Annotated in this window: 21 protein-coding genes; 13 read left to right on the forward strand and 8 right to left on the reverse strand. The window is 69.5% G+C overall.

Annotated features, from left to right (window positions below; genetic code table 11):
* Positions 1–176 precede the first annotated feature (176 nt).
* Complete coding sequence (locus NQV17_RS10390) at positions 177–1,382, reverse strand: MFS transporter (RefSeq protein ID WP_257772013.1); 1,206 nt, start codon at positions 1,380–1,382, stop codon at positions 177–179.
* Positions 1,383–1,423: 41 nt separating this feature from the next.
* Entirely contained in the window at positions 1,424–1,684 is a 261-nt protein-coding gene (locus NQV17_RS10395; protein ID WP_257772015.1) for a hypothetical protein, read from the reverse strand.
* 222 nt (positions 1,685–1,906) lie between these two features.
* On the opposite strand from NQV17_RS10395, the gene NQV17_RS10400 reads away from it, so the two are divergent.
* The 3 genes from NQV17_RS10400 to dctA all read left to right on the forward strand — a co-directional run bounded on the left by NQV17_RS10400 (position 1,907) and on the right by dctA (position 5,167).
* Positions 1,907–2,800: a LysR family transcriptional regulator gene (locus NQV17_RS10400; protein ID WP_257772017.1), complete on the forward strand. Its 894-nt coding sequence runs from the start codon at positions 1,907–1,909 to the stop codon at positions 2,798–2,800.
* 88 nt (positions 2,801–2,888) lie between these two features.
* The gene (locus tag NQV17_RS10405) at positions 2,889–3,848 is read left to right on the forward strand and encodes a LysR family transcriptional regulator (RefSeq protein WP_257772019.1); all 960 of its coding nucleotides are present in this window, start codon (positions 2,889–2,891) and stop codon (positions 3,846–3,848) included.
* The gene (gene dctA, locus NQV17_RS10410) at positions 3,845–5,167 is read left to right on the forward strand and encodes a C4-dicarboxylate transporter DctA (protein WP_257772021.1); all 1,323 of its coding nucleotides are present in this window, start codon (positions 3,845–3,847) and stop codon (positions 5,165–5,167) included. Before NQV17_RS10405 ends, dctA begins: the two co-directional genes overlap by 4 nt.
* 24 nt (positions 5,168–5,191) lie before the next feature.
* Here the strand turns inward: dctA and NQV17_RS10415 are convergent, their stop codons facing one another.
* The 5 genes from NQV17_RS10415 to NQV17_RS10435 all read right to left on the reverse strand — a co-directional run bounded on the left by NQV17_RS10415 (position 5,192) and on the right by NQV17_RS10435 (position 8,985).
* Complete coding sequence (locus tag NQV17_RS10415) at positions 5,192–5,974, reverse strand: substrate-binding domain-containing protein (RefSeq protein ID WP_257772023.1); 783 nt, start codon at positions 5,972–5,974, stop codon at positions 5,192–5,194.
* A 56-nt stretch (positions 5,975–6,030) separates the two neighbouring features.
* Positions 6,031–7,326 carry an MFS transporter gene (locus NQV17_RS10420; protein ID WP_257772025.1) on the reverse strand — a complete coding sequence of 432 codons (1,296 nt, stop codon included), beginning with the start codon at positions 7,324–7,326 and terminating at the stop codon, positions 6,031–6,033.
* 284 nt (positions 7,327–7,610) lie between these two features.
* Entirely contained in the window at positions 7,611–8,087 is a 477-nt protein-coding gene (locus NQV17_RS10425; RefSeq protein ID WP_257772027.1) for a PRC-barrel domain-containing protein, read from the reverse strand.
* 91 nt (positions 8,088–8,178) lie between these two features.
* Positions 8,179–8,610 (reverse strand): CBS domain-containing protein, encoded by a 432-nt coding sequence (locus NQV17_RS10430; protein ID WP_257772029.1) that lies wholly within the window; start codon positions 8,608–8,610, stop codon positions 8,179–8,181.
* A gap of 120 nt (positions 8,611–8,730) precedes the next feature.
* Complete coding sequence (locus NQV17_RS10435) at positions 8,731–8,985, reverse strand: hypothetical protein (RefSeq protein ID WP_257772031.1); 255 nt, start codon at positions 8,983–8,985, stop codon at positions 8,731–8,733.
* A 181-nt stretch (positions 8,986–9,166) separates the two neighbouring features.
* On the opposite strand from NQV17_RS10435, the gene NQV17_RS10440 reads away from it, so the two are divergent.
* The 10 genes from NQV17_RS10440 to ligD all read left to right on the forward strand — a co-directional run bounded on the left by NQV17_RS10440 (position 9,167) and on the right by ligD (position 17,477).
* Positions 9,167–9,472 carry a hypothetical protein gene (locus NQV17_RS10440; protein ID WP_044843382.1) on the forward strand — a complete coding sequence of 102 codons (306 nt, stop codon included), beginning with the start codon at positions 9,167–9,169 and terminating at the stop codon, positions 9,470–9,472.
* Positions 9,473–9,716: 244 nt separating this feature from the next.
* Positions 9,717–10,073 (forward strand): hypothetical protein, encoded by a 357-nt coding sequence (locus NQV17_RS38035; protein WP_374692687.1) that lies wholly within the window; start codon positions 9,717–9,719, stop codon positions 10,071–10,073.
* The gene (locus tag NQV17_RS10450) at positions 10,070–10,381 is read left to right on the forward strand and encodes a hypothetical protein (protein ID WP_044843383.1); all 312 of its coding nucleotides are present in this window, start codon (positions 10,070–10,072) and stop codon (positions 10,379–10,381) included. Before NQV17_RS38035 ends, NQV17_RS10450 begins: the two co-directional genes overlap by 4 nt.
* 57 nt (positions 10,382–10,438) lie before the next feature.
* Positions 10,439–10,753, forward strand: a complete 315-nt coding sequence (locus NQV17_RS10455; protein ID WP_257772033.1) for a hypothetical protein — start codon at positions 10,439–10,441, stop codon at positions 10,751–10,753.
* 252 nt (positions 10,754–11,005) lie between these two features.
* Positions 11,006–12,436 (forward strand): RNA polymerase factor sigma-54, encoded by a 1,431-nt coding sequence (locus NQV17_RS10460; protein WP_257772035.1) that lies wholly within the window; start codon positions 11,006–11,008, stop codon positions 12,434–12,436.
* Positions 12,437–12,510: 74 nt separating this feature from the next.
* A complete protein-coding gene (locus tag NQV17_RS10465; RefSeq protein ID WP_044843386.1) occupies positions 12,511–12,699 on the forward strand; it encodes a DUF3008 family protein in 189 nt (62 codons plus the stop codon).
* 54 nt (positions 12,700–12,753) lie between these two features.
* The gene (locus NQV17_RS10470; protein ID WP_044843387.1) at positions 12,754–12,915 is read left to right on the forward strand and encodes a DUF1328 domain-containing protein; all 162 of its coding nucleotides are present in this window, start codon (positions 12,754–12,756) and stop codon (positions 12,913–12,915) included.
* Positions 12,912–13,298: a DUF3022 domain-containing protein gene (locus NQV17_RS10475; RefSeq protein WP_044843388.1), complete on the forward strand. Its 387-nt coding sequence runs from the start codon at positions 12,912–12,914 to the stop codon at positions 13,296–13,298. The genes NQV17_RS10470 and NQV17_RS10475 overlap by 4 nt, the downstream gene beginning before the upstream one ends.
* 126 nt (positions 13,299–13,424) lie before the next feature.
* The gene (locus NQV17_RS10480; protein ID WP_257772040.1) at positions 13,425–14,471 is read left to right on the forward strand and encodes a Ku protein; all 1,047 of its coding nucleotides are present in this window, start codon (positions 13,425–13,427) and stop codon (positions 14,469–14,471) included.
* 24 nt (positions 14,472–14,495) lie between these two features.
* On the forward strand, positions 14,496–17,477 hold the full coding sequence (gene ligD / locus NQV17_RS10485; RefSeq protein ID WP_257772042.1) for a DNA ligase D: 2,982 nt from the start codon (positions 14,496–14,498) through the stop codon (positions 17,475–17,477).
* An 8-nt stretch (positions 17,478–17,485) separates the two neighbouring features.
* On the opposite strand, the gene NQV17_RS10490 is transcribed toward ligD, so the two are convergent.
* A complete protein-coding gene (locus NQV17_RS10490) occupies positions 17,486–18,808 on the reverse strand; it encodes a sodium:proton antiporter (RefSeq protein ID WP_257772044.1) in 1,323 nt (440 codons plus the stop codon).
* Positions 18,809–18,845 lie beyond the last annotated feature (37 nt).

The raw sequence follows: 18,845 nt of genomic DNA on the forward strand, positions 1-18,845 counted from the left end.
CCGCGTGCGGTCGCGATGGACGCTTCGTGGGTCGGGGCCGCATCCGGCGATGGCGGGGGACTGGGGATGCAAGCAGCCCCGGCGATGCTCCAGCCGCCTTGCACGGTACGACTTGCAAAACGGCATCGAGCGGCCCGGAGCGGCCTAGAGCGGCCTAGAGCGGCGTCGTGCGGTGCTCAGCCGCCTGCCGTGCGCGCCGCGGCGGCGCGTCCCGCCGCGAACGCCGCCACGCCGGCGCAAACGAGCAGCGCCGCACTCATCGCGAAGGTCGCGCGATAGCCGTGCAGGTCGTACAGCAGGCCGCCCGTCGTCGCGCCGAGCGCGATCGCGAGCTGCACGACCGCGACCATCAGCCCGCCGCCGGCTTCCGCGTCATGCGGCAGCGTGCGCGCGAGCCAGGTCCACCAGCCGACGGGCGCGGCCGTGCCGGTCAGTCCCCACAGGGCAAGCAGGCCCGCGGTGGCGGCGGTCGACGCGCCGCACCACACGAGCGCGACGGCGATCGCGGCCATCAGCAGCGGGGTGACGCCGAGCGTGCGGTACAGCCCGTTCTTCAGGCACGCACCGATCAGGATCGTCCCCGCGACCCCGGCCACGCCGATCGCGAGCAGCATCAGCGACAGCGTGGCATTGCCGACGTGCGTCACCGTTTCGAGGAACGGCCGCAGGTACGTGAACAGCGTGAACTGTCCCATGAACAGCAGGCTGACGGCCGCCATGCCGAGCGCGACCGGCACGCGGCCGAGCAGCGCGAGCGCATTGACGGGCGCCGCGTGCGATGCGGCTTTCATCGGCGGCAGGCTGACGAGTTTCCAGCCGAACGCGGGCGCCGCGACCGGCACGACGCAGAAGAATGCCCAGCGCCAGCCGACGATGCCGCCGAGAAAGCTGCCGAGCGGCGCCGCGACGACGGTCGCGAGCGCGTTGCCGCCGTTCACGATCGCCAGCGCGCGCGGCACCTGGGCATCGGGCACCAGCCGCATCGCGGTCGCGGCCGACATCGACCAGAACCCGCCGATCGCAACACCGATCAGTGCGCGCCCCGCGATGAAGGCAACGTAATTCGGTGCAAACGCAACGATCGTGCCGGAGACGATCGTCAGCAGCGTCAGCACGAGCAGCAGCCGCTTGCGATCGCGCCGTCCGGCCAGCGACGCGATGAACAGGCTCGTCACGAGCGCGAAGGCGCCGGACACGGAAATGGCCTGGCCCGCCTGGCCTTCGCTGACGTGCAGGTCCGTGGCGATCGGCGTCAGCAGGCTGACCGGCATGAATTCGGACGCGACGAGCGCGAACGCGCCGAGCGCCATCGCGAGGACGGCGCCCCATGCGGCGGTTTGAACGGGCGCGGGGCGCCGGTCGGAAGTGGCAACGGCTTGCATCGTCGAAGCGGTGCGGATCGTGGGCGAAGGGGCGGCGTCGGTCAGTCGCAGCGCGCGGCGGCCGCGCCGCGATCGGCCAGATGCGTGCGGCCGTCGGCATCGTTCACGGCCATGACGCGTGCGGACGCGGCCTGAGCATCGTCCACCCACGTGCGAGGATTCGCGCGTGCCGGATTGAAGCGGGCGGCTTCGTAGCGAATCATGTCCTCGCGCACCTGCTCGCGCGTCAGGCCCTGCGCATGGGCGAACCACGGGCCGGAGACGGCAAGTGCGGCGACGAGAAGGCGAAGAGCGGATTTCACGAGACGGACTCCGGAAAGGAATGCAGGGGAGATCCCCAAAGTCGGCTACGGCCGCAGGGGACCCGAAGGCTTCGCAGTCTATCGACCCACGATCGATCGATTAAGTAGCGCACTGCGCTTGGACTTATAAGTCAGGCTAATGAATAGACGGAAGCCGTACCGGGTGGCGCGGGGCGGCGTCGGTGCTAGGATGGGCGTCCGTTTCGACAGGAGCCGCCCGACATGCCCCGCGAAAACCTCAACGATCTGCTGGCGTTTCTCGCGGTGGCGCGCGACCGGAGCTTCACGCGCGCGGCGGCGCGCCTCGGTGTGTCGCAATCGGCGCTGAGCCAGACGGTGCGCGATTTCGAAGCGCGGCTCGGCGTGCGGCTGCTGACGCGCACGACGCGCAGCGTGTCGACGACCGAAGCGGGCGAGGAACTGTTCCGGACCGTCGCGCCGCGCATCGACGAGATCGAAACGAAGCTCGCCGCGGTGGCCGATTTCCGCGACAAGCCGGCGGGCGTCGTGCGGATCACGGCCACCGAGCATCCGATCGACACGATCATCTGGCCGAAGCTCAGGAAGGTGCTGCCCGATTACCCCGACATCCGCGTCGAGTTCTCGGTCGACTACGGGCTGTCGAACATCGTCGAGGAGCGCTACGACATCGGCGTGCGCTACGGCAACCAGGTCGCGAAGGACATGATCGCGGTGCGCATCAGCCCGGACATCCGGATGGCGATGGTTGCGTCGCCGGCCTATCTCGACGGCCGCAAGCCGCCGAAGACGCCGCAGGACCTGCTCGATCACGATTGCGTGACGCTGCGGCTCGCGACCGCGAAGGGCATCTACGCATGGGAGCTGAAGAAGGGCAGGAACGAGATCCAGGCGCGCGTGAACGGGCGGATCACCTGCAATACGCAGCCGCAGATGCTGCAGGCGTCGCTCGACGGATTCGGCATCGCGTTCGTCACCGAGGACATCGTGCTCGACCACGTGCACGCCGGCAGGCTGCGCATCGTGATGCCGGACTGGTGCCCGGTCTTTCCCGGCTATCACGCGTACTACCCGAGCCGCCGCCAGGCGTCGCGCGCGTTTTCGATCGTGATCGATGCGTTGCGGCATCGCGCGTAGCGGGCGTCGGAGCCGGGCATCTCCGGGCTGGGTGTGGCTGCCCGAATCATGCAAAATACCGGGCATTCGAGATGCGGAGACACGGCCCGTGGGAATCAACTTCGATTTGACCGATTTGCAGGCGTTTCGCGCGGTGGTGGAGCTGGGCAGCTTCCGGAAGGCCGCCGAGGCGATCAGCATTTCGCAGCCCGCGTTGAGCCGCCGGATCGACAAACTGGAGGAAGCGCTCGGCGTGCGTCTGTTCGAGCGCACCACGCGCAGCGTCTCGCTGACCACCGTCGGCCGCGTGTTCGCGCCGAGCGCCGAGCAGTTGCTGGACGATCTCGACGTCGCGCTGCTCGGCATCCGCGACGTGTCATCGAGCCGGCTCGGTCACGTGACGATCGCGTGCGTGCCGTCGGTCGCCTACTACTTTCTGCCGAACGTGATCGCGAGCTATCACCGCCGCTTTCCGCGCATCCGGGTCAAGCTGCTGGACGCGAGCGCGAACGAGGTGCTGAGCGCCGTCATCAGCGGTGAGGCCGATTTCGGCGTGAGCTTCATGGGCAGCCAGGAGCCCGAGGTCGAATTCAAGCTGCTGCTGCAGGAGCGGTTCGTCGCCGCGTGCCGGCGCGACCATCCGCTCGCGCGCAAGAAGCGCGTGACCTGGAACGAGCTTTACGAGTACGAGTATGTGTCGGTGGACAAGACGTCCGGCAACCGCCTGTTGCTCGACCAGGCGCTGACGAGCGTCGCGCCGCGGGCGCCGAGCGTGTGCGAGACGCGCCACGTGACGACCATGCTCGGGCTGGTCGAGGCAGGGCTCGGCGTCGCCGCGGTACCGTCGATGGCGATGCCCGGGCACGACCATCCGCTGCTCACGAGCGTGCCGCTCGTCGAGCCGGCGGTCAAGCGCCGCGTGGGCATCGTGAAACGGCGCGGACGCCCGCTCACACCGGCCGCGGAAGCGTTCCACCAGGCGGTCGTCGATGCGAAGCGCGGCGATGGATCGAAACAGGGGGCGCATGCGGCGAATACGGCCGGAACATCGGGAAAGACCGCATCGTGACGCTGGCAAGACCGCTTCGTTCGCTCTACGTGCAGGTTCTGCTGGCGATGGTGCTCGGCGTGAGCGTCGGCCATTTCTGGCCGTCGGCGGGCGCGATGCTCAAGCCGCTCGGCGATGCCTTCGTCGGCCTCGTGCGGATGATGATCGCGCCGGTCGTGTTCTGCACGATCGTGTCGGGCATCACGTCGCTGGCGAACGGGACCGCCATCGGTCGCACGATCGTCCGCGCGCTGGTGCTGTTCTATCTGCTGACCGCCGCAGCGCTCGCCTTCGGGCTCGTCGCCGCGTTCGTGCTGCAGCCGGGCGCCGGCATGCACGTGGACGTGCGCCATCTCGATGCGAGCGTCCTTGCGCCCTATACGCGGCATGCGCCGCCGCGCGGCTTGGTCGAGTTTGCGTTGAGCGTGATCCCGGACACGATGCTCGGCGCGTTCCAGCAGGGCGAGGTGCTGCCGGTGCTGCTGCTGGCGCTGCTGTTCGGTTTTTCGCTCAATGCGGCTCCGCAGGCCGGCCGGCCCGTGCTGGCGCTGATCGACGGCGTCGCGCAGATCGTCTTTCGCGTGCTCGCGATGATCATGCGGCTCGCCCCGCTCGGCGCATTCGGCGCGATGGCCTTCACGGTGGGCCGCTTCGGCATCGGCTCGGTCGGCTCGCTCGCGCGGCTGATGTTGTCGTTCTACGTGGCCTGCGGGCTGTTCGTCGCGCTGGTGCTCGCACCGCTCGCGCGGTTGCACGGATTCGCGTTGTGGCGGCTGCTGCGCTACCTGCGCGAGGAGCTGCTGATCGTCCTCGCGACCTCGTCGACGGAGCCGGTGTTGCCGCGGCTGATCGTCAAGCTGGAGTCGCTCGGTTGCGACAAGGGCGTGGTGGGGCTCGTGCTGCCGGCCGGCTACTCGTTCAACCTGGACGGCACCGCGATCTATCTGACGCTCGCGGCATTGTTCATTGCGCAGGCGTGCGACGTGCCGCTGTCCGCGCCGCAGATCGCGGCGATGCTGGCCGTCATGCTGCTGACGTCGAAGGGCGCGGCCGGCGTGTCCGGCAGCGGGCTCGTCGCGCTCGTCGCGACGCTCGCCGTGATGCCCGACCTGCCGGTCGCCGGGGTCGCGCTGCTGGTCGGCATCGATCGCTTCATGTCCGAGGCGCGTGCGCTGACGAGCGTGATCAGCAATGCGTGCGCGGTGATCTTCGTATCGTCGTGGGAAGGGGCGTGCGATCGTGCGCGTCTCGTGCGGGTGCTGAACGCGGCCGGGCCGGAAGGCCCGAATGGCGCCGACGATGCCGGGGCCGGCGCCGGGCGCGACGGGAAGGCGGTCTGACGCGCGCCTTCCCGGGTTGCGGGCTCAATGCGCGGAGACGGAATCCAGCCCGGTCGATTTCACTTCCGCCTGCACGTCGGGCGACGCGAGATAGTCGAGGAGCGCCTTCGCTTCCTCCGGGTGCTGCGCGCCGACCGGGATGCCGGCCGCGAAGCGCGTGACGGACTGCAGCGCTTCGGGAATCTTGCCGACGAAGGTCGCGCCCTTCACGGGCAGCAGTTCGCTCACCTGCTGAAAGCCGATTTCGTAGTCGCCGTTCGCGACCACGGAGGCGACCGGGATCCGCGGGACCATCTTCGCCTTCGCTTTCACCTGGTCTTCGATGCCGAGCTTCTTGAACAATTCCCGCTCGATGTAGACGCCGCTCGCGCTGTCCGAGTACGCGATCGACTTCGCGTGCAGCAGCACTTCCCTGAGGCCGTCGGCCGAGCTGATGTCGGGTTTCGCCGCGCCGTCGCGCACGACCATGCCGATCCGCGAATCGGCCAGCTCGACGCGCGATCCGGGGATCACCTTGCCTTGCTTGATCAGGTCGTCGAGCGCGTAGCCGACCATGATCACCGCGTCGGCCGGCTCGCCGCGCGCAAGCCGGTTCGGAATCGCTTCGGGCGACTTGCCCATCGACGGGCCGAGCGCGGTGTCGAGCGTGTTGCCCGTGCGGGCCGCGAACTGCGGGCCGAGCCGCTTGTAGGCGGCGGTGAAGCCGCCCGAGCTCATCACGTGCAGCTCGGCGGCCTGCACGTTCGCGGCGATTGCGGAGGTGGCGACGAGTGCGGTCGCGCACAGTTTCAGGAGCAGGTTCTTCATGGTCGTGGTCGTGGCCTGGGTCGTGCGAAGTCGGGGCAGGGGTTCGGAATGCGGCGTCAGTGCGCCGGTGTCAGCGTCGCCGGATGGCGGCGATAGAGTACGAACGTCGCGAGCAGCGCGCACACCGCGGCGAGGCTCATCCAGTAACCGGGTGCGGCCTTGTCGCCCGTCATGTGAATCAGCGCCGTGGAGATGGCGGGCGTGAAGCCGCCGAACACGGCCGTCGCGAGGCTGTAGGCGAGCGAGAAGCCAGCCACGCGCACCTCGACGGGCATCACTTCCGTCAGCGCGACGACCATCGCGCCGTTGTAGATCCCGTACATGAACGACAGCCACAGCAGCACGAGCAGCATGTTGATAAACGACGGCGCATGCGCGAGCAGCGACAGCGCGGGGTACGCGGTGGCGATCGCGAGCAGCGTCATGCCGACCAGCAGCGGCCGGCGGCCGATGCGATCGGACAGCGCGCCGCCGATCGGCAGCCACACGAAGTTCGACACGCCGACGCACAGCGTGACGAGCAGGCTGTCGGCGGTGCTCAGGTGCAGGACCGTCTTGCCGAACGTCGGCGCGTAGACGGTGATCAGGTAGAAGCTCGTGGTCGTCATCGCGACCAGCATCATGCCGGCGACCACGACACCCCAGTTGTGCGCCAGCGTGCCGAACACTTCCTTCATGCTCGGACGGTGCCGGCGCGCCTTGAACTCCTGGGTTTCCTCGAGGTTGCGGCGCAGCACGAAGATGAACGGCACGATCATGCAGCCGACGAAGAACGGCACGCGCCATCCCCACGCGGCGATCGCCGATGCGCTCAGCCATTGATTGAGCGCGAAGCCGAGGCCGGCCGCGACGACGATCGCGACCTGCTGGCTGGCCGACTGCCAGCTCGTGAAGAAGCCCTTGCGGCCGGGCGTGGCCATTTCGGCGAGATAGACCGACACGCCACCGAGTTCCGCGCCCGCCGAAAAGCCCTGCAGCAGTCGCCCGATCAGCACGAGCGCGGGCGCGAGCAGGCCGATCGTCGCATAACCGGGGACGAACGCGATCAGGATGGTGCCGCTCGCCATGATCGCCAGCGTGACGATCAGGCCCTTGCGGCGGCCGACGTCGTCGATGTACGCGCCCAGCACGATCGCGCCCAGCGGCCGCATCAGGAAGCCGGCGCCGAAGACCGCGAAGGTCATCATCAGCGAGGCGAACTCGTTCGCGGTGGGAAAGAACACGGCGGCGATCTGCGTCGCGTAGAAGCCGAACAGGAAGAAGTCGAACTGCTCGAGGAAGTTGCCGGCCGTCACGCGGAATACCGCGGCGGCCTTCGAACGTCCGGTCGAAAGGCTGGGCGAGGGGTGCATCAGGGTGTCTCCAGAGAATGCGGGAATGGCGCGGGGCGCGACCGATTGTCGTTTTGGCAATGTTCGCCCGGAGACGGGAAAACGTTAAGTGCGAATTTTGGAAGGATTGATGTTGTATGGTTATCAATCGGGCGGCGCGCCGTGACCGTCGCGCGCCCGGCCGCCGGCCGGCGACGCCGGCTTCACAGGACCGGGCCGGCCCGGCGATCCGTCACGAAGAAAGCCCAAAAAAAGCCCCGCTTTCGCGGGGCACGTCGGCTAATACACCGGCAAATCGAGAGCGATCAATGCTGGTCGCGCGCGCGCGGATCGTTCAGTTCCTCGGTCGGATCGGTCAGCCCGAGCTCGTCGCCCGCGCTCCAGTACGGCGTGCTGCCGTAGTACTCGTGCAGCGGCTCGGCCCATTGCGGGTCGGCCATCGCCGGCCAGTGATCCTTGTCGAAGCCCGGCGCGTTGCGGATTCGCTCGGATGAGACCGACAGCAGGAAACACTTGCGCTCGGTATCGAGCGTAAGCGCGCTCCACGGAATTGCAAGCAGCTTGTCGCCGATGCCGAGCAGGCCGCCGCTCGACAGCACGGCGTACGCGACGCGGCCCGAGCGCACATCGAGCATGATGTCCTTGATCTTGCCGACGTCGTCGCCATCGGTCGTATAGACCTTGTCGCCTTCCAGCGTGTCGGCCGCCATCACGTCCGGGCCGGGCCCGGCCGCGGTTGCGGCCCCCTTGCCGACGATGCGGGTCTGTCCTTGAGTCTGCATGGTTGTCCTCCTGGCTGCGTGGAGCGCGACCGTGCCCGGGATGGGCCCTGCGGGTCGCGCGGGTAGTCGGGGCGGAGCACGAATGGCCCCGTCACGTCTGCTTCGGTTGCGACACGCCTTCGAGCGTGTTCGCGACGTCGTCGCGTGCGGCGCCGGCCGTGCGCGTCGCGATGTCCGCGAGCGACAGCATGCCGACGAGCCGCTTGTCGTGATCGACGACGGGCAGGCGGCGCAGTTGCGCGTCGGCCATGTAATGCTGGATCTCTTCCAGCGAATCGTCCTCGAAACACCATTCGATCGGACCCGACGCGACTTCGTGGATCCGCGTTTCCGGCGGCTTGCCGGCCGAGATCGCGCGCACCGCGAGATCGCGGTCCGTGACCATGCCGATCAGCCGGTTGTTGTCACATACGGGCAGCGCGCCGATGTCATAGCGCTCCATCAATTGCGCCGCATGACGGATCGAGTCGGTCGGCGCGATGCGCACGACGTCCTGCGACATGATTTCGTTGACGCGTTGCATGAAGTCCTCCTTGCGGGTTGAATCCGGGCCGCGTGAGTCGGCGAGTCCGGTCCGTGCCGGGCAACAAGCGGGCAGCAAGCGGCGTGCCGTTCGGCAGCGGTGTCCGTCGAGTGCCGGCCGTCATTCGTCGCGGCGTCGGGCGGGGTCCTGCCACGGGCCGTCGTCGTGCGTGCCCGGCGGCGTGTCGGGCTCGATGCGCGTGACGCCGCCGGTCGCGGGCGGATCGCTCGCGGGAAACGTGTCCTCGAGTTGCTTGTCGATATGGCGCTCCGAGTGGCGCGTCTTCGTTTGATCCTGGTTCTTCAACGGCGGCGACGGATCGCGCTTCGGCTGGTGCGCCGGCGCGTCGCGGCCGGTTCGGGTCGATTCCTTCATGGCGGGGCTCCGAGGCGATGACGATGACGCGGTGATCGCGCAACGGCCGTGCCTGTCGCGACCGGGCGGCACGGGACTTGCCGCTTCTTCGATGGATGACGACGCAGGACGACGACGCAGGATGCCGGCCACAACGCGCGGTGCAATGCTCCGCACACACGCAAATCAAGCGGGAGGCACGATGACGATTCCCAAACGGCGGCCAGGGGTGCGCTATGAGATCAACGTATGCGGCGGCGGGTTCGAGTCGGTGAAGAGCCATTTCAGCGCGTGGAAACAGGAGCCGCTGATCTACCGGCCCGATCGCCGGATGTTCGAAGGCAAGGCCGACGTGCGGCCGCTCGGCGACGAGACGTTCGGCTCGACCGAGCCGGCGCGGTTCGCGCTGCAGCGCGCGTGCGAGCCGGCCGATCCGTATGCGCTCGCCGCGCGGGTGCGCGACGACGACCACGAGCTGTGGCTCGTGATGGCCGCGTACGACGCGTAGCGCGCTGCCCCTTGAAAGAATTGCAGCGCGCGGTGTAGCGAAGGCACGGCGTACGGCGGGTGGCGCGCGCGGCCGCGCGCCGGCGCGCGCAAAGGCGGCGTGCAAGACGGCGTGCAAGCCAGGCGCAGGACGGCACGCAGACGGCACGCAGCTTGCGGCCCTGCCTTTCGTAGACGATCGAGCGGCGCGCGCCGCGCCAACCGATCGGGCCCCGCGAGGACGACGCAACGATCGAATGCCCCCAATGAACCGAGACGCCTCCCAGTCGCTGCACCGGCCCGAACCGCCGATACCCGACGTCGAACCGGACCCCGAGCCGCCCGCGCCGGACGACCTGCCGCCCGGCACGCCGGAACCGTATCAGGATCCGGAAGGCGACCCGCCCGGGCATCCGCCGCCGGAGCGCGAGCCGCCGACGCGGGCGCCGCCGATCCACGCGCGGCCGATTCATGCGAGGCCGATTCATGCGGCGCCGATCCACGCGCAGCCGACCTACGCGCAGCCGATCCACGTGCCGCCGACCCGCGTGCCGCCGACCCGTGTGCCGCCGACCCGTGTGCCGCCGATCGCGTCCATCCCACCCACGGAGAGCCCACGATGAGCATCAGCGTGAAACCCGGCATGCTGCGCGACGTGGCCGAGACGCTCGGTCGCCATTTCGAGGCGCGCGCGATGCCGTTCCATGCCGAGGAGCAGCCGGCCGGCGCACTGCATTTCGGCTTTCGCGTGGACGGTCATCCAGCGTCGCTGACGGTGACCTTCGATGCCGACGCGTTCGCGGCGCTCGAGCAGGCCGGTATCGAGCGGCAGCGCGGCGCACTGATGCGCGTCGCGGCCGAATTCGACACGATGATGGCGCGCCGCGCTCCGAATGCGTATGCGGGCGATTTCCATTTCAACCGGCTCTGAACCGTGCCGTCACGGCCGGCCCGGTGCCGCGCACCGCACTTCACGAAGGAGGTTCCGATGAAACCGATCCAGACGATCCGCGTGTGCGCCTGTGCGTTCGCCGCTGCGTGCGCGCTGGGCGCATGCACGCAACCGCAGGGCACCTACGGCACGCGTGGCGGCGCACCGCCGGCGCCGCCGGACGGCCACGGCGCGTCGCCGACCACGACGATGCCGGACGCGAATACGCGCTACGACACGCGCCCGTCGCCATACAACACGCTGCCGCCGGGCGCGACCGGCGGCGAGCCGGTCGACGTGCCGCCGCCGGGGCCCAACGGCACGCAGGGCGGTCGAACGCTGCCGGGCACGCCGCCGCCGATGCTGTACTGACGACGCGCGGCATGCGGCACGAATGCCGCGCAACGATTCCCGCCTGCGACGGCAGATTCGTGCGACGGCATATCCGCGCGGAGCGAATGCCGTGCCCCTAACTTGCTGGCGCTTGTAAAAAAGGGTGCGCCCGGGCCGCGGCCGACAGGGTACGAACCCTCGGGAGCCCCGCCGCACGGCGCTTCGCGTCCCTGGCACGGTAGCTGCGTGAATTCGCGTATACGCATTCCGCACACCGTCAGGAGGGCATCGATGTCCGTCACGCTTGCGCTCCAGATGCGACAGCATCTGGCACTCACGCCGAGGCTTCAGCAGTCGCTTCGCCTGCTGCAGTTGTCTTCGCTCGAATTCCAGCAGGAATTGCGACAGGCGCTCGACTCGAATCCGTTTCTCGAAGACGGGCAGGGCGACGAAGAAGCCGCCGACGCGCCCGAACCCGAGGCCGAAGCCGCACCGCCCGAGCTGCCACCCGAGCACGAGGAAGTGCGCCCGCCGGACGGCGAGGTGTCGTACACGGCCGCGCCGACCACGCGCGGCACGGGGCGACAGGCCGACGACGCGGGCGACCAGTCGCCCGGCGAGTGGATGGCCGCCGAGCCGTCGCTGCACCAGCAGCTGCACGACGCATTGCGGCTCTATCCGCTGAACCGGCGCGACCGCGAGGCCGCGCGCATCGTGATCGACGCGCTCGACGAGGACGGCTACCTGCGTCAGGAGCTGGGCGAACTGCTGACCGCGGCCGATCCGGCGCGGCTGCTGTCGGAACAGGATCTCACGGTCGCGCTGCGGCTCGTGCAGATGCTGGACCGGCCGGGCATCGCCGCGCGCTCGCTGTCCGAATGCCTGCTGCTGCAGCTCAACGCGATTCCGGCCGGCACGCCGGCGCTCGCGGAAGCGAAGGTCATCGCGCGCGACCATCTCGAACGGCTCGCGCGCCGCGAGACGGCGGAGATCCAGCGGCGCCTCGGCTGCAACCAGGCGACGATGCAGGCCGCCTGCGCGCTGGTGCGCGCGCTCGATCCGCGCCCCGGCAACCACTACGGCAGCACGCGCGGCGACTACGTGATACCCGACGTGATCGTGCGCCAGGTGCGCGACGAATGGATCGTGACGATCAACCCGGCCGTGCTGCCGCGCGCGCGGCTGCACGAGCGCTACGCGACGCTGTTCGCGCAGTCGAGCGGCGAGCGCGATTCGCCGCTGGGCCAGCAGCTGCAGGAAGCACGCTGGCTGATCCGCAACGTGCAGAAGCGCTTCGACACGATCCAGCGGGTCGGCGAATGCATCGTCGCGCGGCAGCGAGACTTCTTCCGCTACGGCGAGATCGCGATGAAGCCGCTCGTGCTGCGCGACATCGCCGAGGAGCTCGACCTGCACGAATCGACGGTCTCGCGCGCGACGGGCAACAAGTACATGGCCACGCCGCACGGCACGTTCGAGTTCAAGCATTTCTTCCCGCGCAAGCTTGAGGCGGCCGGCAAGGGCGTGTGCTCGGCATCGGCCGCGAAGGTGCTGATCCGCGACATGATCGCCGCCGAGCGCCATAACGATCCGCTGTCCGACGTCGCGCTCGCGCAGAACCTCGCGGGCCGCGGCATCCTTCTTGCGCGTCGTACCGTCACGAAGTATCGCCAGGCGATGAAGATTCCGCCGGCCGACCTGCGCCGGCGCGACGCCGCATGACGATACCGTCCGAACCGCGCGCGGCCCGCCCGTGAGCCACACGGACGTCGCGCGCCACCGAGAGGAGGAAAGCCATGCCAGCCAAGTCCCAGGCACAGCAACGCGCCGCAGGAGCCGCCCTGTCGGCCAAGCGCGGCGACACGAAAATGAAGGACCTGAAGCCGCCTGCGAAGTCGATGGCCAAGTCGATGAGCGAAAAGGAACTCGAAAAAATGGCTTCGACGCCGGTCCACGGCAAACCCAGGCACAAGCACGATTCGTGATCGACGGCGACACGCATCGGCGATCACCGTTCTTCAGGACTCCAGGAGGCATTCATGCTGCGTTACGCCATCATCTTCCTCATCATCGCGCTCGTCGCTGCCTTGTTCGGCTTCGGCGGCATCGCGGCCGGCGCGGCCGAGATCGCGAAGATCCTGTTCTACATCTTCGTCGTGATCTTCCTGGTCACGCTGCTGCTGGGCGTCGTGCGACGATGACGACCGCCCCCGACCGTTCGCAGCGCATCGCGGAGATCGAGCATGCGCTCGCGAACGGCTTTCCGTCGCAGTCGACCGTCGTCGTGCATGCGGACGACGCGTCCGGGCGGCTGACGATCCAGGTGTCGTGGGTGCGCGTGCCGTCCGATGAAGACGCGCGTCAATGGCGCTGCGCGGTCGACCTGCGCTTCGATCCCGACGTGCTCACACGCTATGCGTCGCTCGGCGCGGCCGACCGGCTGCGCGTACGCACGCAGCTGTGCGACCTCGCGCGGCGCGCGGTGGACGAGCACAAGCCGCGCGTCGAGGACGCCGAGATCGAATGCAGCGTCGCGCTCGACGTGACGCGCGCCGAACTCGACCGCGCGTTGCGCGCGCCCTGACGGACGCAGCCCGCATCGACGTCCCGGCCGGGCCGTCGCGGCGCGCGCCGTGCGGCGCGTCCATGCCCCCGACGGTTTCTGGTGTGTGCCGCCACGCGCTCGCGCACCCGGCAAAGGAGGACACTCATGGCATCGCGGATGATCTGGAAAGGCGCGATCAGCTTCGGGCTCGTTCACGTGCCCGTGCAGCTGTTTCCCGCGACGCGCACCGTGAAGCCGTCGTTCCGGCTGCTCGACAAGCGCTCGATGGACCCGGTCGGCTATCGGCAGATCAACAAGCGCACCGGCAAGGAGGTCGCGCGCGAGGACATCGTGCGCGGCTACGAGTACGAGAAGGAACGCTACGTCGTGCTGACCGACGAGGAGATTCGCGCGGCCAATCCCGAATCGACGCAGACCGTCGACATCCTGACGTTCGTCGACGCGGACGCGGTATCGTTCCTGTATCTCGACACGCCGTACTACCTCGTGCCGGACCGCAAGGGCGAGAAGGTCTATGCGCTGCTGCGCGACGCGCTGAAGGACAGCGGCAAGATCGGCATCGCGCTCGTGGTGATGCGCGACCGCCAGCATCTCGGCGCGCTGATTCCGGTCGGGCCGCTGCTCGCGCTCGACACGCTGCGCTGGCAGGAAGAGTTGCGGCCGCTCGACGAACTGACGGTACCGGCCGAGGACGCGAAACACGCGGGCGTGACCGCGCGCGAGCTCGGGATGGCGAAGAAGCTGATCGACGAGATGGCGGGCAAGTGGACGCCGGACGAGTATCACGACACGTTTCGCGACGACATTCTCGAGCTGGTCGAGCGCAAGGTGCGCGCGGGCAAGATCGAGGAGATCGAGGAGCGGCCACCGCAGACGGGCCGCGCGGCGACCAACGTGGTCGACCTGACCGAGCTGCTGAAACGCAGCCTGAAGGGCGGCGGCGGCGCGCGCGCGGCGGGCTCGCGCAATGCGGGCGAAGACGAGGGCGCGGAGGCGGACGCTTCGTCTTCCTCCGCGTCGTCTTCCCCTGCGTCGTCGCGCGGCGGCGCGCGACGCAAGCCGGCTTCGAAGGCCGCATCGACGGGCTCCGCCGAGAAGACGCCGGCGGCGAAGCGGCCGGCCGCGAAACGTGCCGCGACCGGCGAGCATGCGGCGAAGAAAACCGCCGCGCGCCGCAAGCACGCCGCATGATGCGCGGCGACGCGAGGTGACACGATGGCCGGCAAGCTCGATCCCTATCGCCGCAAACGCCGCTTCGACGCGACGCCGGAACCCGAAGGCGCGCACGGGCGGCGGCGCGCGAAGGCGAACGCGACACCTTCCGCGCGGGCGACCCGGCGTGCCGGCCACCCGCTGCGCTTCGTGATCCAGGAGCACCACGCGCGGCGCCTGCACTACGACTTCCGGCTCGAACTCGACGGCACGCTGAAGTCGTGGGCCGTGCCGAAGGGGCCGAGCGTCGATCCGTCGGTGAAGCGCCTCGCCGTGCAGGTCGAGGATCATCCGCTCGAATACGCGTCGTTCGAAGGCGAGATTCCGGCCGGGCATTACGGCGCGGGGGCGGTCATCGTATGGGACGAAGGCACTTGGACGCCCGACGGCGGCCTCGCGCAGGCACGCGACGGCTATCGCGCGGGCAAGCTGACGTTCCGGCTCGACGGCGAAAAGCTGCACGGCGGCTGGGCGCTCGTGCGCAGCGGACGGCAGGAGGGGCGGCAGGTGCAGTGGCTGCTGATCAAGGAGCGCGACGACGACGCGCGCAGCGAGGCCGACTTCGACGTCGTCGGCGAGCGGCCGGGGAGTGTGCATGACGGGGCGGCGTCGGCGACGCGTGCGGATGCCGTGGGCCGCTCGACGCGCGCGCGCGGAGCGCAACGCGGCCGGCGCGACTCGACCGACACGCGCGCCGCAGCGCATGACGGTCATGGCCGCGATAGCCGCGATGGCCGAGAAAGCCGAGAAAGCCGAGAAAGCCGAGAAAGCCGAGAAAGCCGAGAAAGCCGAGAAAGCCGAGAAAGCCGAGAAAGCCGAGAAAGCCGAGAAAGCCGAGAGAGCCGCGCCCGCCGGCCCGCCGATCCGTCCGCGATCGACGGTGCGGTACGCGCGCCGTTGCCCGAGCGCGTCGCGCCGCAACTCGCGACGCTGGTCGACGGCCCGCCGACGCAGGGCGACTGGCGCTACGAACTGAAGTTCGACGGCTACCGGATCCTCGCGCGCATTTCGGGCAAGGGCACCCGCCGGCATGTGAAGCTGATGACGCGCGAAGGCCGCGACTGGACCGCGAAGCTGCGCGCGCAGCGCGACGCGCTCGCGGCGCTCGACGTCGACGACGCCTGGCTCGACGGCGAGGCCGTCGTGCTCGGCAGGAACGGTCTCCCCGACTTCCAGGCGCTGCAGAACGCGATCGGCGCCGGAGATTCGGATGCGATCACGCTGTTCGTGTTCGACCTGCCTTGTCTCGACGGTTACGACTTGCGCGACGCACCGCTCACCGCGCGCCGCGCCCTGCTCGAACCGCTGCTCGCCGACAGCGACCCCGCGCGGCTGCGCTTTTCGCCGGATCTCGGCGACGACGTCGCATCGCTGATCGCGAGCGCCTGCGATACCGGCCTCGAAGGGCTGATCGGCAAGCGCGCGGAATCGCGCTATCGCGGCGGGCGCTCGCCCGCGTGGATCAAGCTCAAATGCCGGCGCCGGCAGGAGTTCGTGATCGGCGGTTACACCGAGCCGTCGGGCAGCCGGCATGGCTTCGGCGCGCTGCTGCTCGGCGTGCACGAGCCGGCAGCGGCCGGCAAGCGGCGGCGCGGGCCTGCGCCGCTGCGCTATGTCGGCCGCGTCGGCACCGGCTTCGACACGCGGATGCTCGACCGGCTCGCACCGATCCTGCGCAAGCAGCAACGCGATACGACGCCGTTCGATCCGCCGCCGCGCGAACGCTCGCGCACGCGCGTGCACTGGATCGAGCCGACGCTCGTCGCCGAATGCGAATTCGCGGAATGGACCGGCGACGGCATCGTGCGGCAGGCCGCGTTCATCGCGCTGCGCGAGGACAAGCCGGCGTCGCAGATCGTCCGCGAAGTGCCGAAGCAACCGGAAACGGAGGGGGCGATGGAGCGACGCCAGACCACGCATCACGAAAAGCACGAACGCAAGCACGCGGAGCACGTCGATCGCACGTCGCATACGTCGCATACGTCGCACGCCGAGCATGCCGATCACGCAGATCTCGCCGAGCACGATGCAAGCGGCCGCAAGCACCACGCACGTTCACGCCCGTCCCCCCACGCAGCACGCGACGATACCGGTTCCGACGTGCTCGGCCGTGTGCGCATCACCCATCCCGAGCGCGTGCTCGATCCGCAGAGCGGCACGCGCAAGATCGATCTCGCGCATTACTGGCAATGGGTCGCGCCGTGGCTGCTGCCGGACCTGAAGGGCCGGCCCGTGGCGCTCGTGCGCGCGCCCGGCGACATCGCGGGCGAGCTGTTCTTCCAGAAGCATGCGGAGCGCCGCGAGATCCCGTTCGTCACGCAGCACGCAGGACTCGATCCGGGCCACGGTCCGCTGCTGTCGCTCGACAGCGTCGACGCGCTGCTCGGCGCCGCGCAGATGGGCACGATCGAGCTGCATACATGGAACGCGCACGCGTCGAACATCGAGCGGCCGGACCGGATCGTGTTCGACCTCGATCCCGATCCGGCGCTGCCATGGAGCGCGATGACCGACGCCGCGCAGCTCGTGCGCGGGCTGCTCGACGAACTGGGCCTCGCGTCGTTCTGCAAGACGAGCGGCGGCAAGGGGCTGCACGTCGTCGTGCCGATCGCGCGGCACCTGGGCTGGGACGACGCGAAGGACTTCTCGCGCGTGCTCGCGCAGCATGTCGCGGGCGCGCTGCCCGACCGTTTCACCGCGACGATGGGCGCGCGTCACCGGCGCGGCAAGATCTTCATCGACTACCTGCGCAACGGCCGCGGCGCGAGCACGATCGCCGCGTATTCGGTGCGTGCGCGGCCCGGGCTGGGCGTGTCGGTGCCGCTGCGCTGGGACGAGGTGCCAACCACCACGGGCGGCGCGCAATGGACGATCGACACGCTGCACGAGCGGCTCGACCGGCTCAAGCGCGACCCTTGGGAAGACTATGCCGGCACGCGGCAGCGGATCACCGCGCAGATGCGTGCGCGTCTCGGCATGTCATGACGGCGCCGTCAGCGCCGACGCTGCTGCAGGCGGTGATACCAGTCCATCAGCGGCGTCGCGGACACGCCGTGCACGATCACCGATGCCGACACGACGGCCAGCACCGGCGCCGCGAGCGGCCGCACCGCGCTCGACGGCCCGTGCTCGAGCGCGAACAGCAGGTAGTAGAACGAGCCGATCCCGCGTATCCCGAACCACGCCAGCAGCCGGCGCTGCTCCTGCGTCGCGCGCGAGCCGGCGAGCGCCGGCAGCACCGCGAGCGGCCGCACGGCGACGAACAGCCCGACGGCGAGCGCGGCCGAGCCCCACGTGAAGAGCGGCGTCGTCAGCGTGGCGAGCACGCCGCCGATCATCGTCATCACGAGCGCCTCGGCGATCCGCTCGAGCTCGATCGTGAAGTCGAGCACCGATTCGGTCATGAACGCATGCGCCTTCTCCGGATGCTTCTCGGTCGCGACCACGTCTTCCGAATCGATCCTGCCGATCACTTCGCGCGGCCGGCGGTCACCGCTCGCGCGATGCTCGACGCGGCGCATCGCGACGCCCGCGGCGAACGTCGCGATGAAGCCGAACGTATGCGCGAGCTGCGCGGCACCGAACGACAGCACGATCAACGCGAGCGCGAAGAAGCCTTCGAAGCCGAGTGCCTGCGCATGACGGGTGCGCAGCCAGCCGATCGCCGTGGTGGTCGCCGCGCCGAGCATGCCGCCGATCGCGGCGGCGCCCGCGATGCCCCACAGCGCGGCCAGTGCGAACGTGCCCGACAGCGGCGGCGGCCCGTGCGGAGCATCGGACGCGCCGCACAGCGCGAGGCCCGCGAGCGCGAACGGCAGCGCGATGCCGTCGTTCAGCCCGCCTTCGCCGGACAGCGCGAAGCGCACCAGGTCGCGGTCGCCGGGATCATGCACCTGCACGTCGTGCGCGAGCACCGGGTCGGTCGGCGCGAGGATCGCCGCGAGCAGCAGCGCGGGGCCCCAGCCGAGCCCGAGCGTCAGTACCGCGCAGCCGGCGAGCAGCGGCACCGTGACGATCATCGCGAGCAGGCCGAGCCGGCACGGCACGCGCCACAGCGGGTCGGACAGCGGCACGCGCAGCCGCAGCCCGATCGCGAACAGCGATACCAGCAGTGCGACCTCGACGATCTCGCGCAGCAGCGGCGCGTCGCGCTGGATGTCGAGATGCAGGAGCCCGGCGCCGGACGGGCCGAGCGCGACACCGAGAGCAAGATAGATCATCGCGCTGCTGCACGGCAGATGACGCAGCGCCGACGTCACGATGCCCATGCCCATCAGCACCGCGCCGATGATCAGATACCACAGCGTTTCATGCATGCGGGCAGGCCGGGCAGGTCGACGGCGAACCGGCGGG

The sequence above is a fragment of the Burkholderia sp. SCN-KJ genome (assembly GCF_024656005.1).
GTDB lineage: Bacteria > Pseudomonadota > Gammaproteobacteria > Burkholderiales > Burkholderiaceae > Burkholderia.